The organism is Marinobacter sp. (assembly GCF_039977835.1).
Lineage (GTDB): Bacteria > Pseudomonadota > Gammaproteobacteria > Pseudomonadales > Oleiphilaceae > Marinobacter.
In genome coordinates this window covers 1-18,290 of record NZ_JBDWCL010000063.1, presented here as the reverse complement: position 1 = coordinate 18,290, position 18,290 = coordinate 1, and the positions used below count along the sequence as shown (strand labels likewise).

Annotated in this window: 16 protein-coding genes; 9 read left to right on the top strand and 7 right to left on the bottom strand. The window is 53.1% G+C overall.

Going from position 1 to position 18,290, the window contains the following annotated elements; translation table 11 throughout:
* The first annotated feature begins 6 nt into the window (after positions 1–6).
* The 8 genes from ABJM11_RS17615 (at position 7) to ABJM11_RS17580 (ending at position 10,224) form a co-directional block, all read left to right on the top strand.
* Positions 7–1,491 carry a TIGR03752 family integrating conjugative element protein gene (locus ABJM11_RS17615; RefSeq protein ID WP_348296191.1) on the top strand — a complete coding sequence of 495 codons (1,485 nt, stop codon included), beginning with the start codon at positions 7–9 and terminating at the stop codon, positions 1,489–1,491.
* Complete coding sequence (locus ABJM11_RS17610) at positions 1,451–1,864, top strand: TIGR03751 family conjugal transfer lipoprotein (protein WP_126813335.1); 414 nt, start codon at positions 1,451–1,453, stop codon at positions 1,862–1,864. The genes ABJM11_RS17615 and ABJM11_RS17610 overlap by 41 nt, the downstream gene beginning before the upstream one ends.
* A gap of 177 nt (positions 1,865–2,041) precedes the next feature.
* On the top strand, positions 2,042–5,164 hold the full coding sequence (locus ABJM11_RS17605) for a conjugative transfer ATPase (RefSeq protein ID WP_348296190.1): 3,123 nt from the start codon (positions 2,042–2,044) through the stop codon (positions 5,162–5,164).
* Positions 5,164–5,631, top strand: coding sequence for a DUF1525 domain-containing protein (locus ABJM11_RS17600; RefSeq protein WP_348296189.1), 468 nt, complete (start codon positions 5,164–5,166; stop codon positions 5,629–5,631). Before ABJM11_RS17605 ends, ABJM11_RS17600 begins: the two co-directional genes overlap by 1 nt.
* A gap of 1 nt (position 5,632) precedes the next feature.
* On the top strand, positions 5,633–6,778 hold the full coding sequence (locus ABJM11_RS17595; RefSeq protein WP_348296188.1) for a TIGR03756 family integrating conjugative element protein: 1,146 nt from the start codon (positions 5,633–5,635) through the stop codon (positions 6,776–6,778).
* Between the two features lie 49 nt (positions 6,779–6,827).
* Positions 6,828–8,183, top strand: a complete 1,356-nt coding sequence (locus ABJM11_RS17590) for an integrating conjugative element protein (RefSeq protein WP_100689789.1) — start codon at positions 6,828–6,830, stop codon at positions 8,181–8,183.
* Positions 8,183–8,548, top strand: coding sequence for a hypothetical protein (locus ABJM11_RS17585; protein WP_100689790.1), 366 nt, complete (start codon positions 8,183–8,185; stop codon positions 8,546–8,548). Before ABJM11_RS17590 ends, ABJM11_RS17585 begins: the two co-directional genes overlap by 1 nt.
* Positions 8,476–10,224 (top strand): conjugal transfer protein TraG N-terminal domain-containing protein, encoded by a 1,749-nt coding sequence (locus ABJM11_RS17580; protein WP_348296187.1) that lies wholly within the window; start codon positions 8,476–8,478, stop codon positions 10,222–10,224. Before ABJM11_RS17585 ends, ABJM11_RS17580 begins: the two co-directional genes overlap by 73 nt.
* A gap of 83 nt (positions 10,225–10,307) precedes the next feature.
* Here the strand turns inward: ABJM11_RS17580 and ABJM11_RS17575 are convergent, their stop codons facing one another.
* The 3 genes from ABJM11_RS17575 to ABJM11_RS17565 all read right to left on the bottom strand — a co-directional run bounded on the left by ABJM11_RS17575 (position 10,308) and on the right by ABJM11_RS17565 (position 13,259).
* On the bottom strand, positions 10,308–10,736 hold the full coding sequence (locus ABJM11_RS17575; protein ID WP_100689792.1) for a hypothetical protein: 429 nt from the start codon (positions 10,734–10,736) through the stop codon (positions 10,308–10,310).
* 271 nt (positions 10,737–11,007) lie between these two features.
* Positions 11,008–12,810, bottom strand: a complete 1,803-nt coding sequence (locus tag ABJM11_RS17570) for a ParB/RepB/Spo0J family partition protein (RefSeq protein ID WP_100689793.1) — start codon at positions 12,808–12,810, stop codon at positions 11,008–11,010.
* A 212-nt stretch (positions 12,811–13,022) separates the two neighbouring features.
* The gene (locus ABJM11_RS17565; RefSeq protein WP_100689795.1) at positions 13,023–13,259 is read right to left on the bottom strand and encodes a hypothetical protein; all 237 of its coding nucleotides are present in this window, start codon (positions 13,257–13,259) and stop codon (positions 13,023–13,025) included.
* Positions 13,260–13,966: 707 nt separating this feature from the next.
* Here ABJM11_RS17565 and ABJM11_RS17560 point away from each other — a divergent pair.
* A complete protein-coding gene (locus tag ABJM11_RS17560) occupies positions 13,967–14,593 on the top strand; it encodes a hypothetical protein (protein ID WP_157807852.1) in 627 nt (208 codons plus the stop codon).
* Between the two features lie 283 nt (positions 14,594–14,876).
* On the opposite strand, the gene ABJM11_RS17555 is transcribed toward ABJM11_RS17560, so the two are convergent.
* From ABJM11_RS17555 to ABJM11_RS17540, 4 genes are all read right to left on the bottom strand, one after another.
* Positions 14,877–15,356 carry a hypothetical protein gene (locus ABJM11_RS17555; RefSeq protein ID WP_100689798.1) on the bottom strand — a complete coding sequence of 160 codons (480 nt, stop codon included), beginning with the start codon at positions 15,354–15,356 and terminating at the stop codon, positions 14,877–14,879.
* A gap of 207 nt (positions 15,357–15,563) precedes the next feature.
* Complete coding sequence (locus ABJM11_RS17550) at positions 15,564–16,073, bottom strand: hypothetical protein (protein WP_100689799.1); 510 nt, start codon at positions 16,071–16,073, stop codon at positions 15,564–15,566.
* Positions 16,063–16,497 (bottom strand): CFI-box-CTERM domain-containing protein, encoded by a 435-nt coding sequence (locus tag ABJM11_RS17545; RefSeq protein ID WP_100689800.1) that lies wholly within the window; start codon positions 16,495–16,497, stop codon positions 16,063–16,065. Before ABJM11_RS17545 ends, ABJM11_RS17550 begins: the two co-directional genes overlap by 11 nt.
* A gap of 3 nt (positions 16,498–16,500) precedes the next feature.
* Positions 16,501–17,913 (bottom strand): fused MFS/spermidine synthase, encoded by a 1,413-nt coding sequence (locus ABJM11_RS17540; RefSeq protein WP_100689801.1) that lies wholly within the window; start codon positions 17,911–17,913, stop codon positions 16,501–16,503.
* Positions 17,914–18,290 lie beyond the last annotated feature (377 nt).

The following is an 18,290-nucleotide window of genomic DNA, read 5'->3' as shown; positions in this document are numbered from 1 at the left end:
CACGACATGAATGCAAACATTGTGATCAAAGGTCTTGCGGTTGTCGTTGTTGCCGTCCTGTTCGTGGTGATCATGAAAGGTGGTAAATCCGACGAGGCTCGGGCCGGTGCGGTTGCCTCAGCTCCTGAACTGGACGGTCTATCCGCCATTGAATCGGGCCCAGGCATGGTCGACAACGGGCTTTCAGTAGATCCGCTGGCTGACGATTACCTGAAAGATGAATTCGGGGTGGACGTCGATACGCCGGTTGAAACCATGAGAACACTGACGAAAGAGACGCGCGCTGTCCGCGAAGATTCGATCAAGCTACAGAAAGAAAACGAGCGCCTGAAGCAGGAAATCTCTAAGTTGCTCAAGATGGAAGGCAACCTTAAAGGGCGCATCGAAAATCGGTTTCAGAACGCTGAACGTGACGCCGAAGCAAAGCAACGTGAGCTTGAGCACACACAGGATCTAACCCGCGGCCTTGTTGCTCGCCTGGAGAAGCGTCTTGAAGAGTTGCAAGGCCAGGAGGAAAGCAGCCAGACCTCTGCCAATGGCTATGACATCAATTCAGCGGGCATCCCGACGGGCCTGGGATACGATCAAACCGGCTCCCCGGTGGATTATGACCAAGTGGTGTGGACGAACCCGCTAGAGGCAACAGTCGATCCTACGGATCCGTCGAAAATTTCTTTGCCCGATTTCTCGCTGAACCCAGATGAATTGCCGACGCCGGCCGCAGGCATTGCGCGGAGCGCAACCGAAAAGAGTAAGGAAGAGCGGTCAATCAAGGCTTACACGATTCCGGACAACGCGACTCTGCTCGGATCAATTTCCATGACTGCGATGCTGGGCCGGATTCCGGTGGGAGGGCAGGTAGTTGATCCATACCCCTATAAGATCATGGTGGGACCAGAAAACCTGTCCTCGAACGGAATCAAAATCCCCGGCCTTAACGGCATCAAAATGTCCGGCATTGCCAAGGGCGACTGGACTCTATCCTGCGTCAGCGGCCAGATCGAGAGCATGACGTTCACATTCCAGGACGGAACTCTGGTTACCTTTCCTGAACCCGGAGCCTCCGGGGCTGAGCCTATCGCCTGGTTCTCTGACAAGTATGGCATCCCCTGTGTAACCGGCAAGCGTATCACAAACGCACCCAGTTACCTCGCGCAGCGAATCGGGCTCACAGCGGCCAGTTCCTACTCAAAGGCGAAAGCTGACGCCGAATTTGCCACACAAACCAATGCCTTTGGCGGTTCGACCCAGGCCTTGACAGGGGATCCGACTGTTGTCGCCCGAAACGATGCTATTTCCAGCGGTCTGGATGAAGTCACGGACTGGCTGGACGAGCGCCAGAGCAATTCTTTTGACGCGATTTATGTAGAACCAGGCACTGAGATTGTTGTGCATGTGACTGAGCAAATCGCTATCGACTATGACCCTGAAGGAAGAAAGGTAAATCACTATGCAGACCTCTCGCGCCGTTCTGATTACCAGCTTGATTAGCCTCTCGTTGGCAGGTTGCGCCAACAAGGACAACTTCATTCCGCAGCCCGACCGGGACATGGCAACCGTTTATGGCCAGCACATGAGCGGAATTGGGGATGGCAAGCTCATTGATACCCGGTCGCTAATTCGCCGCCCGATGATCGAGGGCGATGTGGAGCTCAGTGACTACGTTCGCACCGAGAAAACCCAATTGCAGAGCAAGTTCAGAATGCTGCCGAACCCGAAAATGTACATGTTCGTTGGTCCGCATCTGGCGACCCAGGACGAAGTTCCAATTCCGGGTTATTTGACCGAATTCAGGATGTGGGAAAAGGACCATTATGCGCTTCCCGGAGAGCTTTCTGATCTTGGGAACCGATTCGGAGACTGAAGGGTGAGAGCCGGAAACCCAAACACAGTGAAAGCAGGTCTTCCGCAGACAAGCAGAACGAAAACCGCATATTTGATTCAGGGACGGGTGTGGGATCGGAAAGGTGATAAGGCCGCCTTCCCAGCCACGGCTGATAGCCCTGCACCCGAGATAGCGCAAGGACAGGAGGCGTAATCCGTGGACTTAGCCAAGGCAATTAAAGACATTCTGGTACCGGCACCGAAGAAACCGGTGAAACCGGACGTCGAAATCCAGACTGCCAGTAATGACGGGGAAGGGCAGCGCAAACCACTCACGAAAACTGCGGTAAAGCGCATTTACCGCCGCCCCTCATCGTTCGTTGAGAAACTGCCTTGGTATGAATTCCAAAGCGAGTCTCAAACGATGCTGTTGGATGACGGGAAAAGCGTAGGTGCTGTTTTCGACATCATCCCGATTGCCACAGAAGGTCGTTCCTACAACTGGTTGCAGAATCGGCGGGATATGATTCAGGACGCCCTTCAGGACTGCTTCGAGGAAATGACGGCAGGGCCCTGGATCATCCAGCAGTACACCTATGATGACGACAACCTGGAAGATTACATCCAGAAATTGCGTCTCTACCCGAAGCACTACTGCCGGGATTCGTCGTTCACTCAGGAATGGCTGAGAACGATGGAAACCCATCTGCGCGGAATCTGTAAGGAAGGCGGACTGTTCGAGGATAAAGAAGTTCTCGATGCGCCCTGGAGTGGCGGCCAGCGCCGGATCAAACTCGCTGTCTACCGGAGACTGCCCGAGAAGTGGAAATCCTACGCGGGCATGACGCCGGAAGAAGAGCTCAATGACACCATCGAAAAGCTGGATGCTGCTTTCAGGGATGCCGGAATTGGCCTGGTTCGTAATGGCGGAAAGGAAGTCTATGAATGGCTGTTGAAGTGGTTCAATCCGCGTCCGGAGCTTACCGACGGAGATCGCCAGAAGTTCGTTGAACTGGCCTCCTACCCAGACGAGGAAAGTTTGCCGGCCGGTGATGATTTCGCTGAAAGCCTGTTCTTTGCTTTGCCAAAGTCTGATGCCCCGTCACAAACCTGGTGGTTTGATGGCCTCCCACACCGCTGTTTGCGAGTGCATAAGATTCGTCGGACGCCCAAGATCGGCCAGATCGCCGGCGAAGTAAGTGCGACCACCCCGGACGGCCTATCAACCGGCAAAGCTTCCTGCATGATGGATAAGATGCCGCCAGGTACAATGATCGCAACGACCATTATCGTCACGCCTCAGGACGAAGTTCAGAACCATATCAACCGGATTCAGGACAAATCCAAGGGTGAGTCCGTCGACGCAACGATGACGCGCGAAGACTGCGAAGTTGCCAAATCTCTTATGGGTAACAAGCACAAGATCTATCGCTCGATGATGTGTGTTTACCTGCGTGGCGAAAATCTGAAAGACCTGCGCAAAAAAACCAACGCGGCCAGTACGATTCTGCTGACGAATCAGCTCGCCCCGGTTCGGGAAGAAGACGAATCCCTCGGCCTCGATGCTTACATTTACAACCTGCCCATGGTTTACGAGCCCAGCATGGACGCCAATTTCAAGGCGACCCGTCCGGTTTGGGCCCAACACCTGGCAAACCTTGCCTCCCTTTTCGGGCGGCATCGCGGTACCGGTAATCCGGGGCAGACCGCCTTTAATCGCGGTGGCGAGCCGGTGTCTTACGACCCGTTTAACGGGAATGACCGCAAGAAGAATGCGCATGGCCTCATTCTTGGCCCGACGGGTGCCGGCAAGTCGGCACACATCACCAACATGTCGGCCCAGATCATGGCACTCCAGCGCCCGCGGCTGTTCATTGTTGAGGCCGGTAACAGCTTTGGTCTGCTGGCTGATTATTTCGCCTCCCAGGGCCTGTCTGTAAATAAGATTCAGCTCAAGCCCGGGGCAGGGGTATCGCTGCCGCCTTTCGTCGACGCCGATCAGATGCTGTCCAAAGATGAGGAAGATCTGCTTGGTTCGCGAATCGTCTCTGATTCTGCATTGGTTGGCGAAGACGACTTGATCGCACACATCCCCGCGAAAATCCGCATCGGTGACATCACCAAGTCCTATGACGAACTGACCGAAGCAGAGCGCAAGGATGTTCGCGCCCGTGCGGCCATGGACGTTCTGGCCGACATGATGATGGATGAGGACTCGGGCTCGGACGACGAGGGTGACGAGCAGCGGGACATTATGGGTGAGATGGAAATTGTCGCCACACTGATGATCACCGGTGGTGAAGAGGAGGAGGCGAAAAAGCTAACCCGTGCAGACCGGCGGATGATCCGGGATGCGATTCTCAATGGCGCGAAGCTCGCCAGGTCAGAAGGCCGCCGCACTATGACTTCGGATGTCTCGGAAGGATTCCGGATGATCACCAAAGATCCGGCCTACCCGGAACACCGTCAGTCCCGTGCCTTCGAAATGGGGGAATCCCTACGGATGTTCTGTGATGGGTTCGAGGGAGAGGTCTTCAATACAGATGGAGACGGCTGGCCGGATACCGATGTGACAATCGTAGACCTGGCGACGTTCGCCCGGGAGGGCTACAACGCTCAGCTGGCCATCGCCTACACCTCAATAATGATGCGGATCAACAACCTTGCCGAGAAGCATCAGCACGACGAGCGTCCGATCGTGATGCTGACAGACGAAGGGCACATTATCACCACAAATCCATTGCTGGCGCCGTTCGTGGTCAAAGTCGTGAAGATGTGGCGAAAGCTTGGTGCCTGGTGGTGGGTGGCGACTCAGAACATGGGGGACTTCCCCAACTCCGCCCGCAAGATGCTTAACATGATCGAGTGGTGGATTGCCCTGGTCATGCCTCAGGATGAAATCGAGGAAATTGCGCGTTTCAAAAACCTCAGTATTGAGCAAAAACAGCTCATGCTATCTGCTCGGAAAGAGCCCAAGAAGTACACCGAGGGCGTTGTTCTGTCCGAAAACATGGAAGCCCTGTTTCGGAACGTCCCACCCTCGCTTTACCTGTCCTTGGCGGGCACGGAAAAAGATGAAAAAACCGAGCGTGCCAAATACATGCGCAAGTTCGGCATCACGGAAGTGGAAGCTGCGGAGTATGTCGGCAAGATGATCGACTTTTACCGTGGCATCGCTCCGAAACCGGCCGATCCGGTACCGGCGGCGAATAATCCCATGTCTCAAGCCCGGGTCACTCTCGAGCGCCTTGAGAAACTCCAGAGTGAGCAGGGCCAGCAGGTTGTTGCCAAAGAAGTCATGGAAACCCTTCGTGCGACCGTTGCGGAGGAGGACAACTGATGAATCGTCATCTGCTTCAATCCTTGGGTTTTGTCGTTACAGTGCTTGCTAGTGCCTCAACGCTCGCGGCTGACTCCATACAGACCATCCGGATATTTGAAACCAATGATCAGTTTGTCCTGAAGGACGAGCGCTTGTCTGACCGGGTGCAGATTGAGGTGTACGACATGGACTCCAAAAATCGCGCAACCAAGCAGCTCAATCAACGGATGCGTGCCTTGGTCCCGAAGAAGATCCAACCCTCCAAGGTCGAGAAAGCTTATCGGGACGCTTTCAGCCAGGTGCTTAACAGCGCCCACTGGCCAGCGATCAATCAGGAAATACAAGCAGGAGCCCGGGCCATTGAAGCTGCAATGCGCTTTGGCATCGAAAAGCTTCCGGCCATCGTTTTCAACGACCGCCAAGTGGTTTACGGCGAGCGCTCATTAAAGACGGCTCTGGCCGTCTATAGCAGGGAGAACCACTGACATGCGGACGTTCATTTCTCTGGTGTTTCTGGTGTTGATTGGCAGTGCCGGGAACGCTTTTGCCTACCCGAGCGAGTGGACGAACTACGACCCGGGCGATTTGGACGCAGTCAGGGACGCGACCATTACGGACACCCAGAACCGCCTGGAAGAACGTGATGGCCAGGTGGAATGTATCGCCTGTCATGGCGAGCTGAACGACACCTACGATGGCGTCATCGATACCTTTGAAATCGTCGATCAGACCATGTCCGCAGCTCTGAGCTGTATGGACTGGGAAATCCGTGGTGCTTGCATCTGGATGACCTGTGCCGCCTTTGTCTGCTGGGTAGACACGTCCATCAAGGTCAAAAACTTTGTACCGGACCTGGTGGTGCAGTCTTATGACCGCGCTGCCGGGGAGCCATGGACCGAATCCCAGGACATAAACCAGATCTCAATGGCTGAGAACGATTCCTCATGGGTGACAACCATGATTGGATGGGTCACGAACCACAACGTCGACAAGGTAGAAGGCGGCCGCTCCAATGAAGCTACCCGTTATGACCATGTAAACCTCGATTTCAAATTGGTGGATTCATACGGGAATCCTGCGCTGGTGGCTTATAACACGCTAGCCCAGGGCCTATTTGGAATGGTCTGTGCAGGACGTACCTTCCCGTTTTATCCCTATTTCATCTCAAACCTGGACTCCATCGCCTGGCGCTGGCACCTGCCGGAATTTTTCTACCAGATTTCGTGGTCGGTCGGCATGGATAGACTCGGATCTGGCCACAACAGTTATGGCGGTGTATTTCCCAGAAGCGGGTTTCTGACCCAAGCGGACGGTCTTAAATCTGGTGTTCTTACCGCTTTTCGCGCCATGCACTTCGTGACCCGCCCGAACGAGCCTCACCTTTATTTCACCATCGGTCAGCCCAGTGAAGACGGATATTGGCCGCCCGGTCCACTGAATCAGAACGATAAAGATACCGGTGTCTTCCAGATGTTGTATCCGCAGGATGAAAGCTCATGCCAAAAGTTTCCCTATGGCGCCACACCGTCAACGAGTAAGCGTTCCGACGACGATTCTTATGTCTGGAATTTCTGGCGAGCATACAAGTGCTGTCAACGACGGGGATCCTCTTTGATTTGGCACTCTGGCTGAAGTGGTTCCAAACCGACCGTCATCAAAAGATTTATAAGGATTTAAGGCAATGAAAAATCGTAATCAATGGATTGGCGTGGTGCTTGCGGGATCGTTGGCGGCTAGCGCGAATGCGATGGAAACAACGTCGCCCCGGCTGAACACACTGATGGACTATCAGATTGGGGGAGGGCTTATTTCTGGACCGCCAACCAAAATTCACTCGATCCCGATTTTGAGTTTTGGTGCGGGCTGGGATTTGAACATGGCATGTGGTGAGTTTGATCCAAAAATGACGGTGAAAAACCAGTTGAACGGGCTCACGGACGGTTTTAAAAACATGATGGACAACGTCATTAACAGCGCGACAGCTGCGGTTGCCTCCCTGCCGGCGTTGGCCATTCAAAAAGCCGATCCTGGACTCTATGACCTTCTTCAGCAGGGCATTCTGCAGGGCAAGATGGACTTTGAATTCGCCGAATCGTCCTGTCAGGAAATGGCGAATCTGATGATGGGCGATTCCACCGATTACCCATGGGAAAAGTTCAAGATGAACGCCAAGGTGGCGGACTGGTCCTGGAATATTGGGGCTACTGGTGGTGATGCCGTGGCAGCAAAAGAGAACGTGGATGGCTCTAACCACGGCGATGCGGGCTCAGAATGGGTCTGCAACAGCAAAAAAGGTGGAGCCGGACAGCCGCCAATCCGTGCCTTAAGAGACGTTGTGATGGTGGGCTACAACGTCCTGTTTGATCGCAACGACAGCTGTGACTCGGCGTCGGTGTCCGTTGCAGACGGGCAGGGCAACGCGCTTTGGGAATACTGGAACGGTCCGATTCAGGCCGCCGATTGGGCAGTATCCGTGGTTGGCGATTCTGAAATCCGAACCTGCGATAACTGTAAAAAAATCACTTCCCGCCCTGGCAAAGGTCTAGCCTACCGTCATCGTGACATGGAACAGGATCTTTACGATGACCTCGAAGACTTGGTGGACGGAACTACGGCTCTCAGTTGGCAAAACCTGAATCGGGTTTCCGCGCCTCCTGGGGTCCGTGTGACCGATCTTGTCATCAAAGCCATCCGAAAGCGCAATCCAACCGCTCAGGAAGAGATGCTGCGCAAATTGTCGAGCGAAATTGCGTATACACGTCTTGTTGAGCAGGGTCGCTTCCTAACTCAAATGCTCCGTTCGGGCGTCAAAGAGCCGAACGTTGCCAACATGGACACCGCGATCGCCATTATCGATAACGCGATTGATCACCTGAACGTTGAGTTGGCCCAGCTCGACCAGGAAATTGAGACCCGCGAGGCGGTAGCAGAGAGAACAATTGGCCATTTGCTGGGCACCGAAGAGCGGATCTACCAAAACACAAACCTACCGTCAGGCAACAAACCGTCCGGCCTGAACAGTTTTGGAGTTCAGTGATGCAAAAAACCCGGAAGTTTCTGATGGTTTCTATGGGCGGCGTCGCTGCCCTGATGATCATCGGCATGGTTGTCGCGGCTTTGACGGATACTTCGGCAGAGGAGGTGAAATCCCTCGACTTAATAGCCGAATTGACCTGGTACAGAGTCGCGTTTTTTGTCGCCATAGTGGCCGCGTGGCCAGCGATTTCTCGCTACGCCACCCGTTTGCCGCATCGCGGCGAAACGTCGAACGAAAAGTGGCTTGCGCTGGAAAAAAAGCATGCCGCGGACTTTAAGTTCATGCGATCGCAGTGGTGGAAAATTGCTCTGTTGCTGGCGTTTGTCGAGATCGTACTTATCCAACAGTTCGGCATAGGGAGATAGCCGGAATGGTCGCCAATACCTACCTCGAAATTTACACAATGATGTTTGGGTGGAATATGTACGAGGCCATTTGGGATGTCCTCGTCGGAACCGGGGTGGCTCTGATTCCTTTCATTGTTGCTGTCGTGAGTACATTTAAGGAAAACTATTCCGCCGGCAATGCCAGTGAGACGATCAAGAGCATGGAAACAACGCTGCTCGGAATGATCCTGGTGCTCATGTTGTGCGTCATTCCCTATAAAAGCATGTCCACGACGCTTTCTGGCGTTCGCTACGAGGTGACGGTTCAGGATTGTGGAACGGCCTCGAACACCAATACACCCTCCAGCACTGCGTCAGGGACCGGAGACAATACCCAAACGGGCTTTGATTCTGCTATGAGTGATCTCCAGACGTGGCAGGTTCACAAACCGGTTGCCTGGACGCTGGTCGAAACCGTTTCAACGGCCATTACGCACACTTCCATCAAATCCATGACCTGCGTGAACAACTACGAGTTCATGTTGATGCGCATATCCAATATCACCATCCAGGATGAAACCCTACGTAAGGACATCCAGAACTTCTACGAAGCCTGCTATAAGCCGGCCGTGAACAAGTACAAGGCCAATCCGCCGGTCGATCCGGTGACAGGCAATCCCATGGTTTTGACCAACGTTGAACCCTGGGAGGATATTGATTGGATGGGCAGTCGCATTCTGTTGGGCTACGCCGATGCCTATTACCGGGACAAAGAGCTATACGTTGCGAACTATGAGAACAAGGGATTCTCCCGACAACCTACATGGCGAGATTCTGACGCAGCCCATCAAACCGGTGTCTATCCATATTGCGAAGAAGTCTGGCTTGGCGAGAGAAATGCTGCGGGATGGTTCAACAATGGCGGCGATGGGTTGCGAGAGAGGATTCTTGACGACATTCCTGACGATGAAGTCGGGGACATTGTTGATGACTGGAAGACTTGGGGTGCTGGCGTTTTCAGCAAACAGACCGAGCCGGACCAGGTCAAAGAAGACATGATCCTGAAGCTGATTCTTGAAAATAACCACAGTGATCTGTCAGCAGCTACTCAGCTGGACATGAGCAATAACTTTGACGCGAATAAAGGCTTCTGGTCCCAGATGTGGGATAACGCGACTCAGCTGGGCAACGTTCTGACGTCAGCCAACGAATTTCTGCAGGCCAACGCTATACAGCAGATGTTCAAAGTGGCCGGGCCCATGTTGTTGGTTATGTTCCAGATGATCGTGGTCATCGCGGCTCCTTTCGTAATGATTTTTGGAAGCTATGGCTTCAGCTCCTTTTTCGCATTGGCGGTTACCTGGTTCAGCCTGGAATTTATCAATGCCATCTGGGCGGCAGCTTACTGGTTCGACAACCGGATCCTACAGATCTATGCGACCAACGCAGGCTGGTTTGATGAGATGACCAATAGCCTTCTGATCCGGATTGTCAGCATGAGCTCCATCTTTATTCTGCCAATGATCTGGCTGTCCATCATGGCCATGGCCGGAAGTTCAATGCTTCGAGGCATGGGTGGTGGCGGTGTAGGCGGCGGTATGGCTGCCGGAAGCTCGGCCTTTGCTGGCGGCATGGCTGGGACTATGCGGAACACCAGAGGTCTTTTACCAGGCAGAGGCGGTAACCAAGGCGGCGGAAGCCGAGGCAGGAAATAAGCATAGAGCCAGAGCTATAGGGCGGCCGACTGGCCGCCCTGTTTCTTATAGGCGGCTACGTTACGGCGATCTATGCTAAGAGGCTATCTAGGAGGCTCGTTGCCGTAGTAAACATCGTGAGACTGGTCGTAAACAGCATCGGTGGGGTGCAGCGGCTCTTTGAATACAGAGCCAGGCGCTCTGTGATCGTCATATGGCTCCGACCCGTCACCGCGCAGTATTCGCCAGATAATCGAGATTATAGCCAGAACGAGGGCAAAAGCCATGCTGACCAGCCACACCATAACTTTGAACCACCAGTATTCGCCGTACTTCTGGACAGACCGCTCGTAGACCTTTGAAATTGGGTGAATCGCAGCAAATCCGCACAGTATGCCACCGCAAATCCATCCCCAAGTCTCTTTGAATGAAACACCATCACCGGCAGATAGGCTGACCAGAAACAGCAGCGCGACGCCCGCGCCAAGGCTACACTTTCGTGCTATTCCGTTGTGAACGATTGTCTTGTCCATGACGCTGAATCCCGCTCAAAAAATGATCGATTGTGACAGGTCCAAGTAAGGTCTGCGCTGGACGACCGACAGCGCACTTTATCAATAAGGTTATCCACAGAATTTGTGGAAAAGTCGCCGATCCATTCGGTTGCAAAGCCAGTTTATGGTTATGCAAGTCATGACTTTTTTCCGCTGTAGTCCTTAGGTATACACGACTATGCTTCACTGGCAAGCCCGAAACAAAAAGGGAGCCTGATCCCGGCTCCCTTTTTTCACTCTGATTGCGCCCCTATGCTGCTTTGGTGAGTGAATCGGGGAGCCAACCTTTCGTTTCATCCAGTTCATCCAGAATCGTCGCCAGATCGCCTTTCTTGGCGTCAGCCTGAGACAAAGCGAACTCATCGCCTTTCAGGTCTTTCAGGATTTCGATGAGCTTGCCTTTCCTGATCCTGTTGAAGTAATTCGCCTTCGTCGGTTGCCAGTGCTTACTCAGGTCGAACTTGATCTGTTCAGCAACGTATTGCTCAACTTCATTGGTCGCGCAGCGGAGCGTTTGAGCACTGCAATGGGCGAGGATGTTCAATTTGCTCGCTCTGGATAGTTTTTGGAATGTTTTGAACTGTTCCAAGTCTCCTTCTTGGGCCAGCCAGTTCAGTTCTAAGGCATCACGATGCTTCCGAATTTCAGCAGCAGCGGAGGTTTCCTCAATGTCTTTGGTGGCAGAGAAGGTGTTCACATCCAGATCGATTCCAAGGGGTCTCCGGTACCACGTTGAACCCGCAAGCACTGTCTTGGCCATTGTGAAAACGGTCATGTCCAGACAGATTTCTGCTTTCTGCATCACCGCAGCCTCAAGAGCCTGGAGCCGGTATGCCTCAAGATCGCTTTTAAGCGCGTTGCTCTCGGTCGGTTGGGGTGCCTCGACTACAGTGCCATCTTCGTTTTGCGCTTTTTCTGACTGCTTCTTAGGCAGAGCGATGCCAACTTTTGTCACCAGCTCACCTGTTCGGAAGTCCACGGAAAGAAGGACCCCTGTTGACTGCTTCTGCTCGTCGGAAAATTCTCGTGAGGTGTCGATAGTTTCCTTCAGGTCACTTAATTCCTCGTTCAGTTGACGGAACCGTTCATTGGCTTCTTCATCCTCGTGGTCTGAGACCGCTTCCATCAGTCCCTCAAGCTCCCGTTCCTTCGCTTCAAACTCATGCACCACAGAGTCTGGTGCTGTGATGATTTCACCATCGATACACGGTGCAAATCGAAGTGGGTGGCTGTATCCGCCATCCAGCGTAGCCTCCACGAAGCCCCAGCCTTCTGCCTTGAAAGACTCTTGTAGCTTTTCGAGCTTTTCATCGGCCAGACGATTCAGGAGGTCGACGTCGTTGACGTATTGGCTGTCCGCGAACAAGTCTTCGGACAACGTGCCACCGGCGGCCTCGTAAGCCTCTTGCCCGACAAATTTAAAGGTGGTGTCCTCAGTCGTAACATCGGTGTTGAGCAGCTTTTGCCGCACGAACCGGGGAGAAGGGTGATACTGCTCTTTTACCTCTGCGAAGACGGAATCCTGAGCCTTCTGATCGTCCGTGACGGTAAAGGCCATGACCATGTCAAAGTTCATCTCTTGTGATCGGAAGGCGTCCAGAATCACCGGGGAGACAGCCCCAAGTTTCAGGAGTTTCTTAACTTCGGTGACAGGCTTACCGAATCGTTTCGCGATGTCCTCGATGGATCGTCCTGCATCCAGCATGGCCTTGTAGGCAACAAAGCGATCAGCGGGATGCATATCCGAGCGATAGTTCTCGGCCAGACTGGCTTCGATGGCTTCAGATTCCGTCTTCACGACGCACCGGACTGGAAATTCGGCATCGATCTTTCCTTCGGCAAGAAGGTGGTTTAAGGCGCTGAGTCGGCGTCCACCGGCAATAACCTCATACCGTCCCTCGGCATCGGGTGACGGAATGACAATGAGATTCTGCAGAACACCCTGCGACTCTATCAGAGCGCGGAGCTGCGCATCTTCTTCCGCTGATGTTTTAACTTTCCGGACGTTGAGCGGTGACAGGGTCAGATTCTTGAGAGAGATTTGAGTTTCCATTTCGTGATTCCTCTGAGTGAATATCGTTGGTGTTCACTCTTAAAATCTCACGGAAATGGCCACGGCCAACCCCTGAAAACACTATTTATAACAATAATATAGCTATTTTATAGAGTCATTCCATAGCCATACGCAATACCTTTTTTGAACGTCGATTTTGGGTCGACGGTGGACATGAAATCCCACCACCGATCCCTTTTCTGGTCAGCGAATCAGACCAGCCTGAACAGCACCTCTCCTTCATCGCTTGTTGCGGTTCCGTCTTCCAGAGTTCCTGCGCTTACCCAGAGGTCGCGCTTTCCGCACGGGGTCTCATCCGCAGGTATTCGCCCGAAAACTTCACCATTGCGAATGTTCGTAAAGGAATAGAGAACTTCTCCGTTTTTGTCTCGGATGTGGACTCCGCAGAGCCGGCCGATTACTTCACCTTGCTTGGTTGTTGCATTCATCGTGTTGACCTCCTCAGTTGTCCGGTAATGGGTCATCCCTGACTCTAAACACGTCCGCAACAAAATGTTGATCTTTTTCTGGTTAGCCTGGAAGGCAGTCCATCTGCAATAATGCTGTATATTCAAACAGTATATATTTCATGGAATTCAGACGCCGCCACAATTGTGTATACAAAGAACTCGGGGCCTTCGCGAGCTGCGAACCGATTGGGTTTTGCACGGCTGATGGCATTGAGATAGGTAATTGGATCGGTATTGCTGATCGTGAAGTGGTTCGGCAGCTACCTTCGGTCCGTCCCGTACTTCTGGATATTGAGTCTTGGCGCCGCCACTTGCTTGAACCTTATCAGCGCCTGGGGCCCGGGGTGTATATGGTGGGCATTTGTCTCGGAGACTCATCCTCAGTGTTGGGCGTGATGGATCGCAAACAGCCAATGCTTCGACGGAAACCTGGTAAAGATATTCTGGGTCGGAAATAAACCTGAAAATTCTTCTTTCCCGGGGGTTGCCCGCGAAGATTTCCATGAGATCTTGAAATCACTAGCGAGCGTGGCTCCTGGGTGAGAGAGAGTGAGGGTTGGCCTTTCCGCATGCGGGGAGGCTTTTTTTTGTTCCCGCATTCTAAACGGTCATAGGTCACTGACTTTTTAAATCTCATCCGCGGCATGAGCCAGGCCTAAGATCTGGTTTTTGACTCGGATATCACCATGAAAACAAAACAATCGCTCTGTCTGATTCTGGCCTGCTCGACCCTCGTTGCTTGCGAGGGAGGGGGATCTTCATCAAGCTCTGGTCCCTCGGCGCAGGCACCGGATGTTGAAGAGAGAGAGTTGGTGTTCGAATTCTCTGAGGCCCCGTTAGAGCCAACCGTATTCAATATTGCTGCTGGCACTGGTGATCCTGAGGATCATTTTTCACCGAACGAGACGATCAGCATCACCTGGAAGATGGAGGTGTACTACGATGATCAGTCCGTCCCGGAATTCAATGAATCCTTTCCGTATACGGCGTCGGTCTACCTGAGTGAAGACGGTGCTTTCCAACAAGAAGATGACCTCGAGCTCTTCAGCATTTCCTGCATGTGGCCATCGGACTCGGACTACGCCTGCGGGCAGTTTGCCTCGTTCGATTGTGATTACGCGCCAGGCAATCAAAATGTGATTTCCTGCTCGAGCATTCCCGTAGGCCGCACCAACGGCATCAACGATCTGCCCGTCGACACCTCCGCGTTTCTGAACGTGATTCCCAAGAGTGCCGACGTGCTCTATGTGGCATGCCTGGACGAAGAACCGAACAAGTGCACAACGTTCACCGGTTCGCTGCAGCTCAATTGATGTCACCTCTGTTGATCAGCACCTGTTCCGACAAGTCCGAGCTCGCCTGGGCGATTGAAATTGCACTGGGCGTTGCCACGATCAATGAGGGTCGTGACTACCCATCTGACAGGTGCGATATCCAAACCAAATTGAGGGACGTGAGGACAGTTGGTGAATTCAATGCCATTGCGATGAGATTGAATACCAGCTGGTCAGAACTTGAGGCCCGGCGAAAACGACGATTGGTATTGTCATGAGCTTGTAGCTCAACGGAGTTGATGGCCTCTTATTTTCCATTGTTTCAGCGTCGATTGAGTATGTTTCGGCTATTCAAAAACGCTTCCACAGCCTTTTCAAACCCTCCCGATTCGTACCAGTTTTGTAGCAGCTTTTTTGTTGTACCTCTGAACGCCGGGATTGCGATGTCTATGAGTTCGGATTCCGTTTTCGCGTCGGGAAAACGTCCTGACATGACGAAATTGATGCCATGGTCGGGAATGCTGAAACCAGTCACTCGTTCGCCGACGGTTAAATGGACGAAGTACGAGACTGTTCCCGCTCCCGTGGAGAATCCGCCCGCAACGTTGATCGCACCACCGAATGAATTTAGCCGTTCGCACATCTGCTCGCGGGCTTGCCACTGAGGGAGTGTTGATCCAATGGTTAGTGCCCTCTGGACATTGCCATCTACGATCGTGAAATGAACCTGGCAATTGCTGGCCTGGGCTATTGGCGCAATCAAACAGCAGGCAAGCAAGCTTGAGTTGAGTAATCGTTTCATCAGTCCTTCCCTTGAAATTCAGAACCACTGCTTCCCTGAAGCTATCAACTTCTCGCTATTGATAGTTGGAGTTAAGATTAACGTTGAGGGCAAAGTCGCGACGGTTATTGGCGGGATCACCCTGGCTAAAGGTATCTGCTATCAATTAACCTGATGTTGAACGAATTTCCTCAGCGATTTTGAGAGCTGCACCTCTTTTTCTCGGGTTCAGGCTGCCGAATCGTCGCAGTCCCCGCGGAAGCCACAGCTGCGACATTTCTTAAGCTCGGGCCGGCTCGGTACCGCATGACCGAACTTTGCTTGTCGGGCATGGACGACGGCGGGCTGAATCCGATCGAACAACGCCTTGTCGGAAGAAGGAAGCTTAAACACTTCCTGAATGGCGGAGGTCTTGATCAGTACCTGATTCACCCTGTACCCATCTCCCCGGGCAGCCAGGGCCGCGCAAAAGGCTTGGGTGACATCGCTCTCAAACACTGGACCGTTTCGGCTCTTGTACTCAACAGAAAGAACACCGGTGCGAGTCCGATACAGCGCATCCGGCTTCCCAAAGACCTTGAAGGCTCCATTGAAGAAGGGTTTGGTGTGGCGGCCGTCGTCGATCCATATCAAGTCGCCCTCAATGCCCAGCTCGTCAACGAGGCTGTTACGGCGCCGTCGCCAAACGATGACCAGTACAGCCACTACCGCAATAAAAATGAGCAGCTCATGAAACATGGCTTTTTCCTCGCAGTTCAACCCACAGAACAAGCCTGTCCACGATCCGCCTCAGCAGCAGGTCAATCCAGGAAGACCTTTTGCTGATTTCGATGACCATCGGAGACAGCCGGTAATAGACTGCAATCAGGATCCGGCCGCCGGGCATGTAATCCAGTGTGTTGTCACGAAACTGGCGGAGAGTTTCCGTGCGCTGATCCTCCATTCCGTAGAGGTAAGAGGCCACGTAACAGCGTTTGTCTATGCTGATCTGGCGATTAAACTGCTCGTGCTTCAGATTGCCCCGATCCTGAGCGGCTACGGCCCTTCGCGAAGGTTTGGCGCCGGCGTATTTCAGTGCGACTGAATTCGGGCAAAACTCGCTCCGGCCTACGTCTGAGGCTGAAATCCACTCGGATTTTCTCTTTGATTTATCGTGGCGCATCGCTTATCTCGCCGATCCATGAAGTGCCGACAGGTATCCGTCGACGGTTACCCTTGTTGTATCATCAAAATAAGCACGGGCAACTCTGTCCACGCCGGACGACCGCTTTCCGCACAAATACACCAGGTTCTGCAGGGAGTCGTCATAGCTGGTGATGTCAGTGACACACCGTGAGAAAGCCAGCCGGACTGTATTATCCATCGTCTGGGAATAGCGATCCGTAAGCCGCGGATTGGCAGCAATATTCAGAACAGCTTTCCCGTTTTCGGTTAGGCGCTCGGACACCAAGCTGAAAAATTCAAAGGTGGCTGTGTGCATGGGAATAGTGGCCGCATTGGTGTAGAGATCAACCACAATGACATCCCATCGCTTTTCATTGGTGAGCAGGAACGCTCTTGCATCCTGGGTAACGAAGTCTCCTTTGATGGGCTCGCCTAGGAAGTCGCCCTCTGCCACGGATTTCAGCATCGGATCGATGTCCAAGTAGGTGAAGTTTGCGCCTTTGGTGTCTTCGGCAGACAAGGTGAATCCGCCGGCGCCCAGGACGAGGATGTCTTTGCCAGCTACGTCGTCTGCAAATATCGCCGATTTCATCATTTCAATGTATGGCCAGCCCTGGCGTGTCTCGGCGTCGATGAATGAAGCGGAGCTGCGGTTGATCACCAACCTTTTACCCCCGTCTGTGGCTTCGACCCGGATATCGCTGTATGGGGTAGTAGCGGCAAAAAGCTGGTTTGGCATCCGGACGTTGGCGACGAACGCCACCGCCAGTGACAGACTCGTGATGCTCAGCAGCATTGGCTTCAGGACGGTTTTTTCTGGACGCAACACAAGCAAGACACAGAAGCTTAGGATCATGCAGTTCACCAGAATGGAATACCCGACGCCCAAGAAATACATCAGCACCAGTGAAGTCAGAAGACACCCGACGACGTTGCCCACGGTACTGATCGCAGTCGCACTCCCCGCAGCCTCGCTTTTGCGAGTCTCCTGATCTGCAGTGTTCAACAACAGGGGGACCGTCTGCCCCAGCAAAAATACCAATGGCGACATGACCAAGAAACAGAACGCGAAGAGATGGACCAGGGGATTCCCCAGGATTGGCAGCCCAAAACTGATGTCGGCAATTGACAGAAAAAACATGCTAACAAAGGGGTAGGAGAGGCCAATACCAAACAACGCGATGGCGCCAACCAGGTTGAAAAGCAGTGCCCGGGAAAACTTTTCAGGCGCGGTCTTGCCGCCAAAGAAGTAGCCAAGGGCCAACGCACCCAGGAAACAACTGATGATGATCGACGTGCACAGTACCGAGCTGCCTACGAACGCGACGGTCTGTCGTATCGTGACCATTTGAACACCGCTGCTGGCGAGACCTTCCAGTAAGAGAATCAGATAAGCACGTTTCGTGGAGAACATGGATGCATGGTCCTGTTGGAAAGCAAAACCAGAGGCTATCAAGTGCTTCGGCTTGAGATGGGGTTTAAAAGGTCACGGCCCTGTGACCTTATAATGATGACTGGCAACCCGGTAATACCAAAATGTTAGCCAGACCCGCCACATCATTGTGATATGACCGCTCTGTCGCACAGACGGGTTGCTGTTGGGCATTGTACGTTGGGGGGTTGCAGCCGGCCCCGGAATGTAGTTCGCACTTAAACAAAAGCGAACATTCGAGTCAGAGCTTTCCTCCAGAGCCTCCAGTCATTCAGTAATCCTCTTCAAGCAGGCCAACAAGGTCCTGCCGAATGGATTGAGCGCTTAAATCTTCCGGCCGGATAAGCAGGCGAGGATTA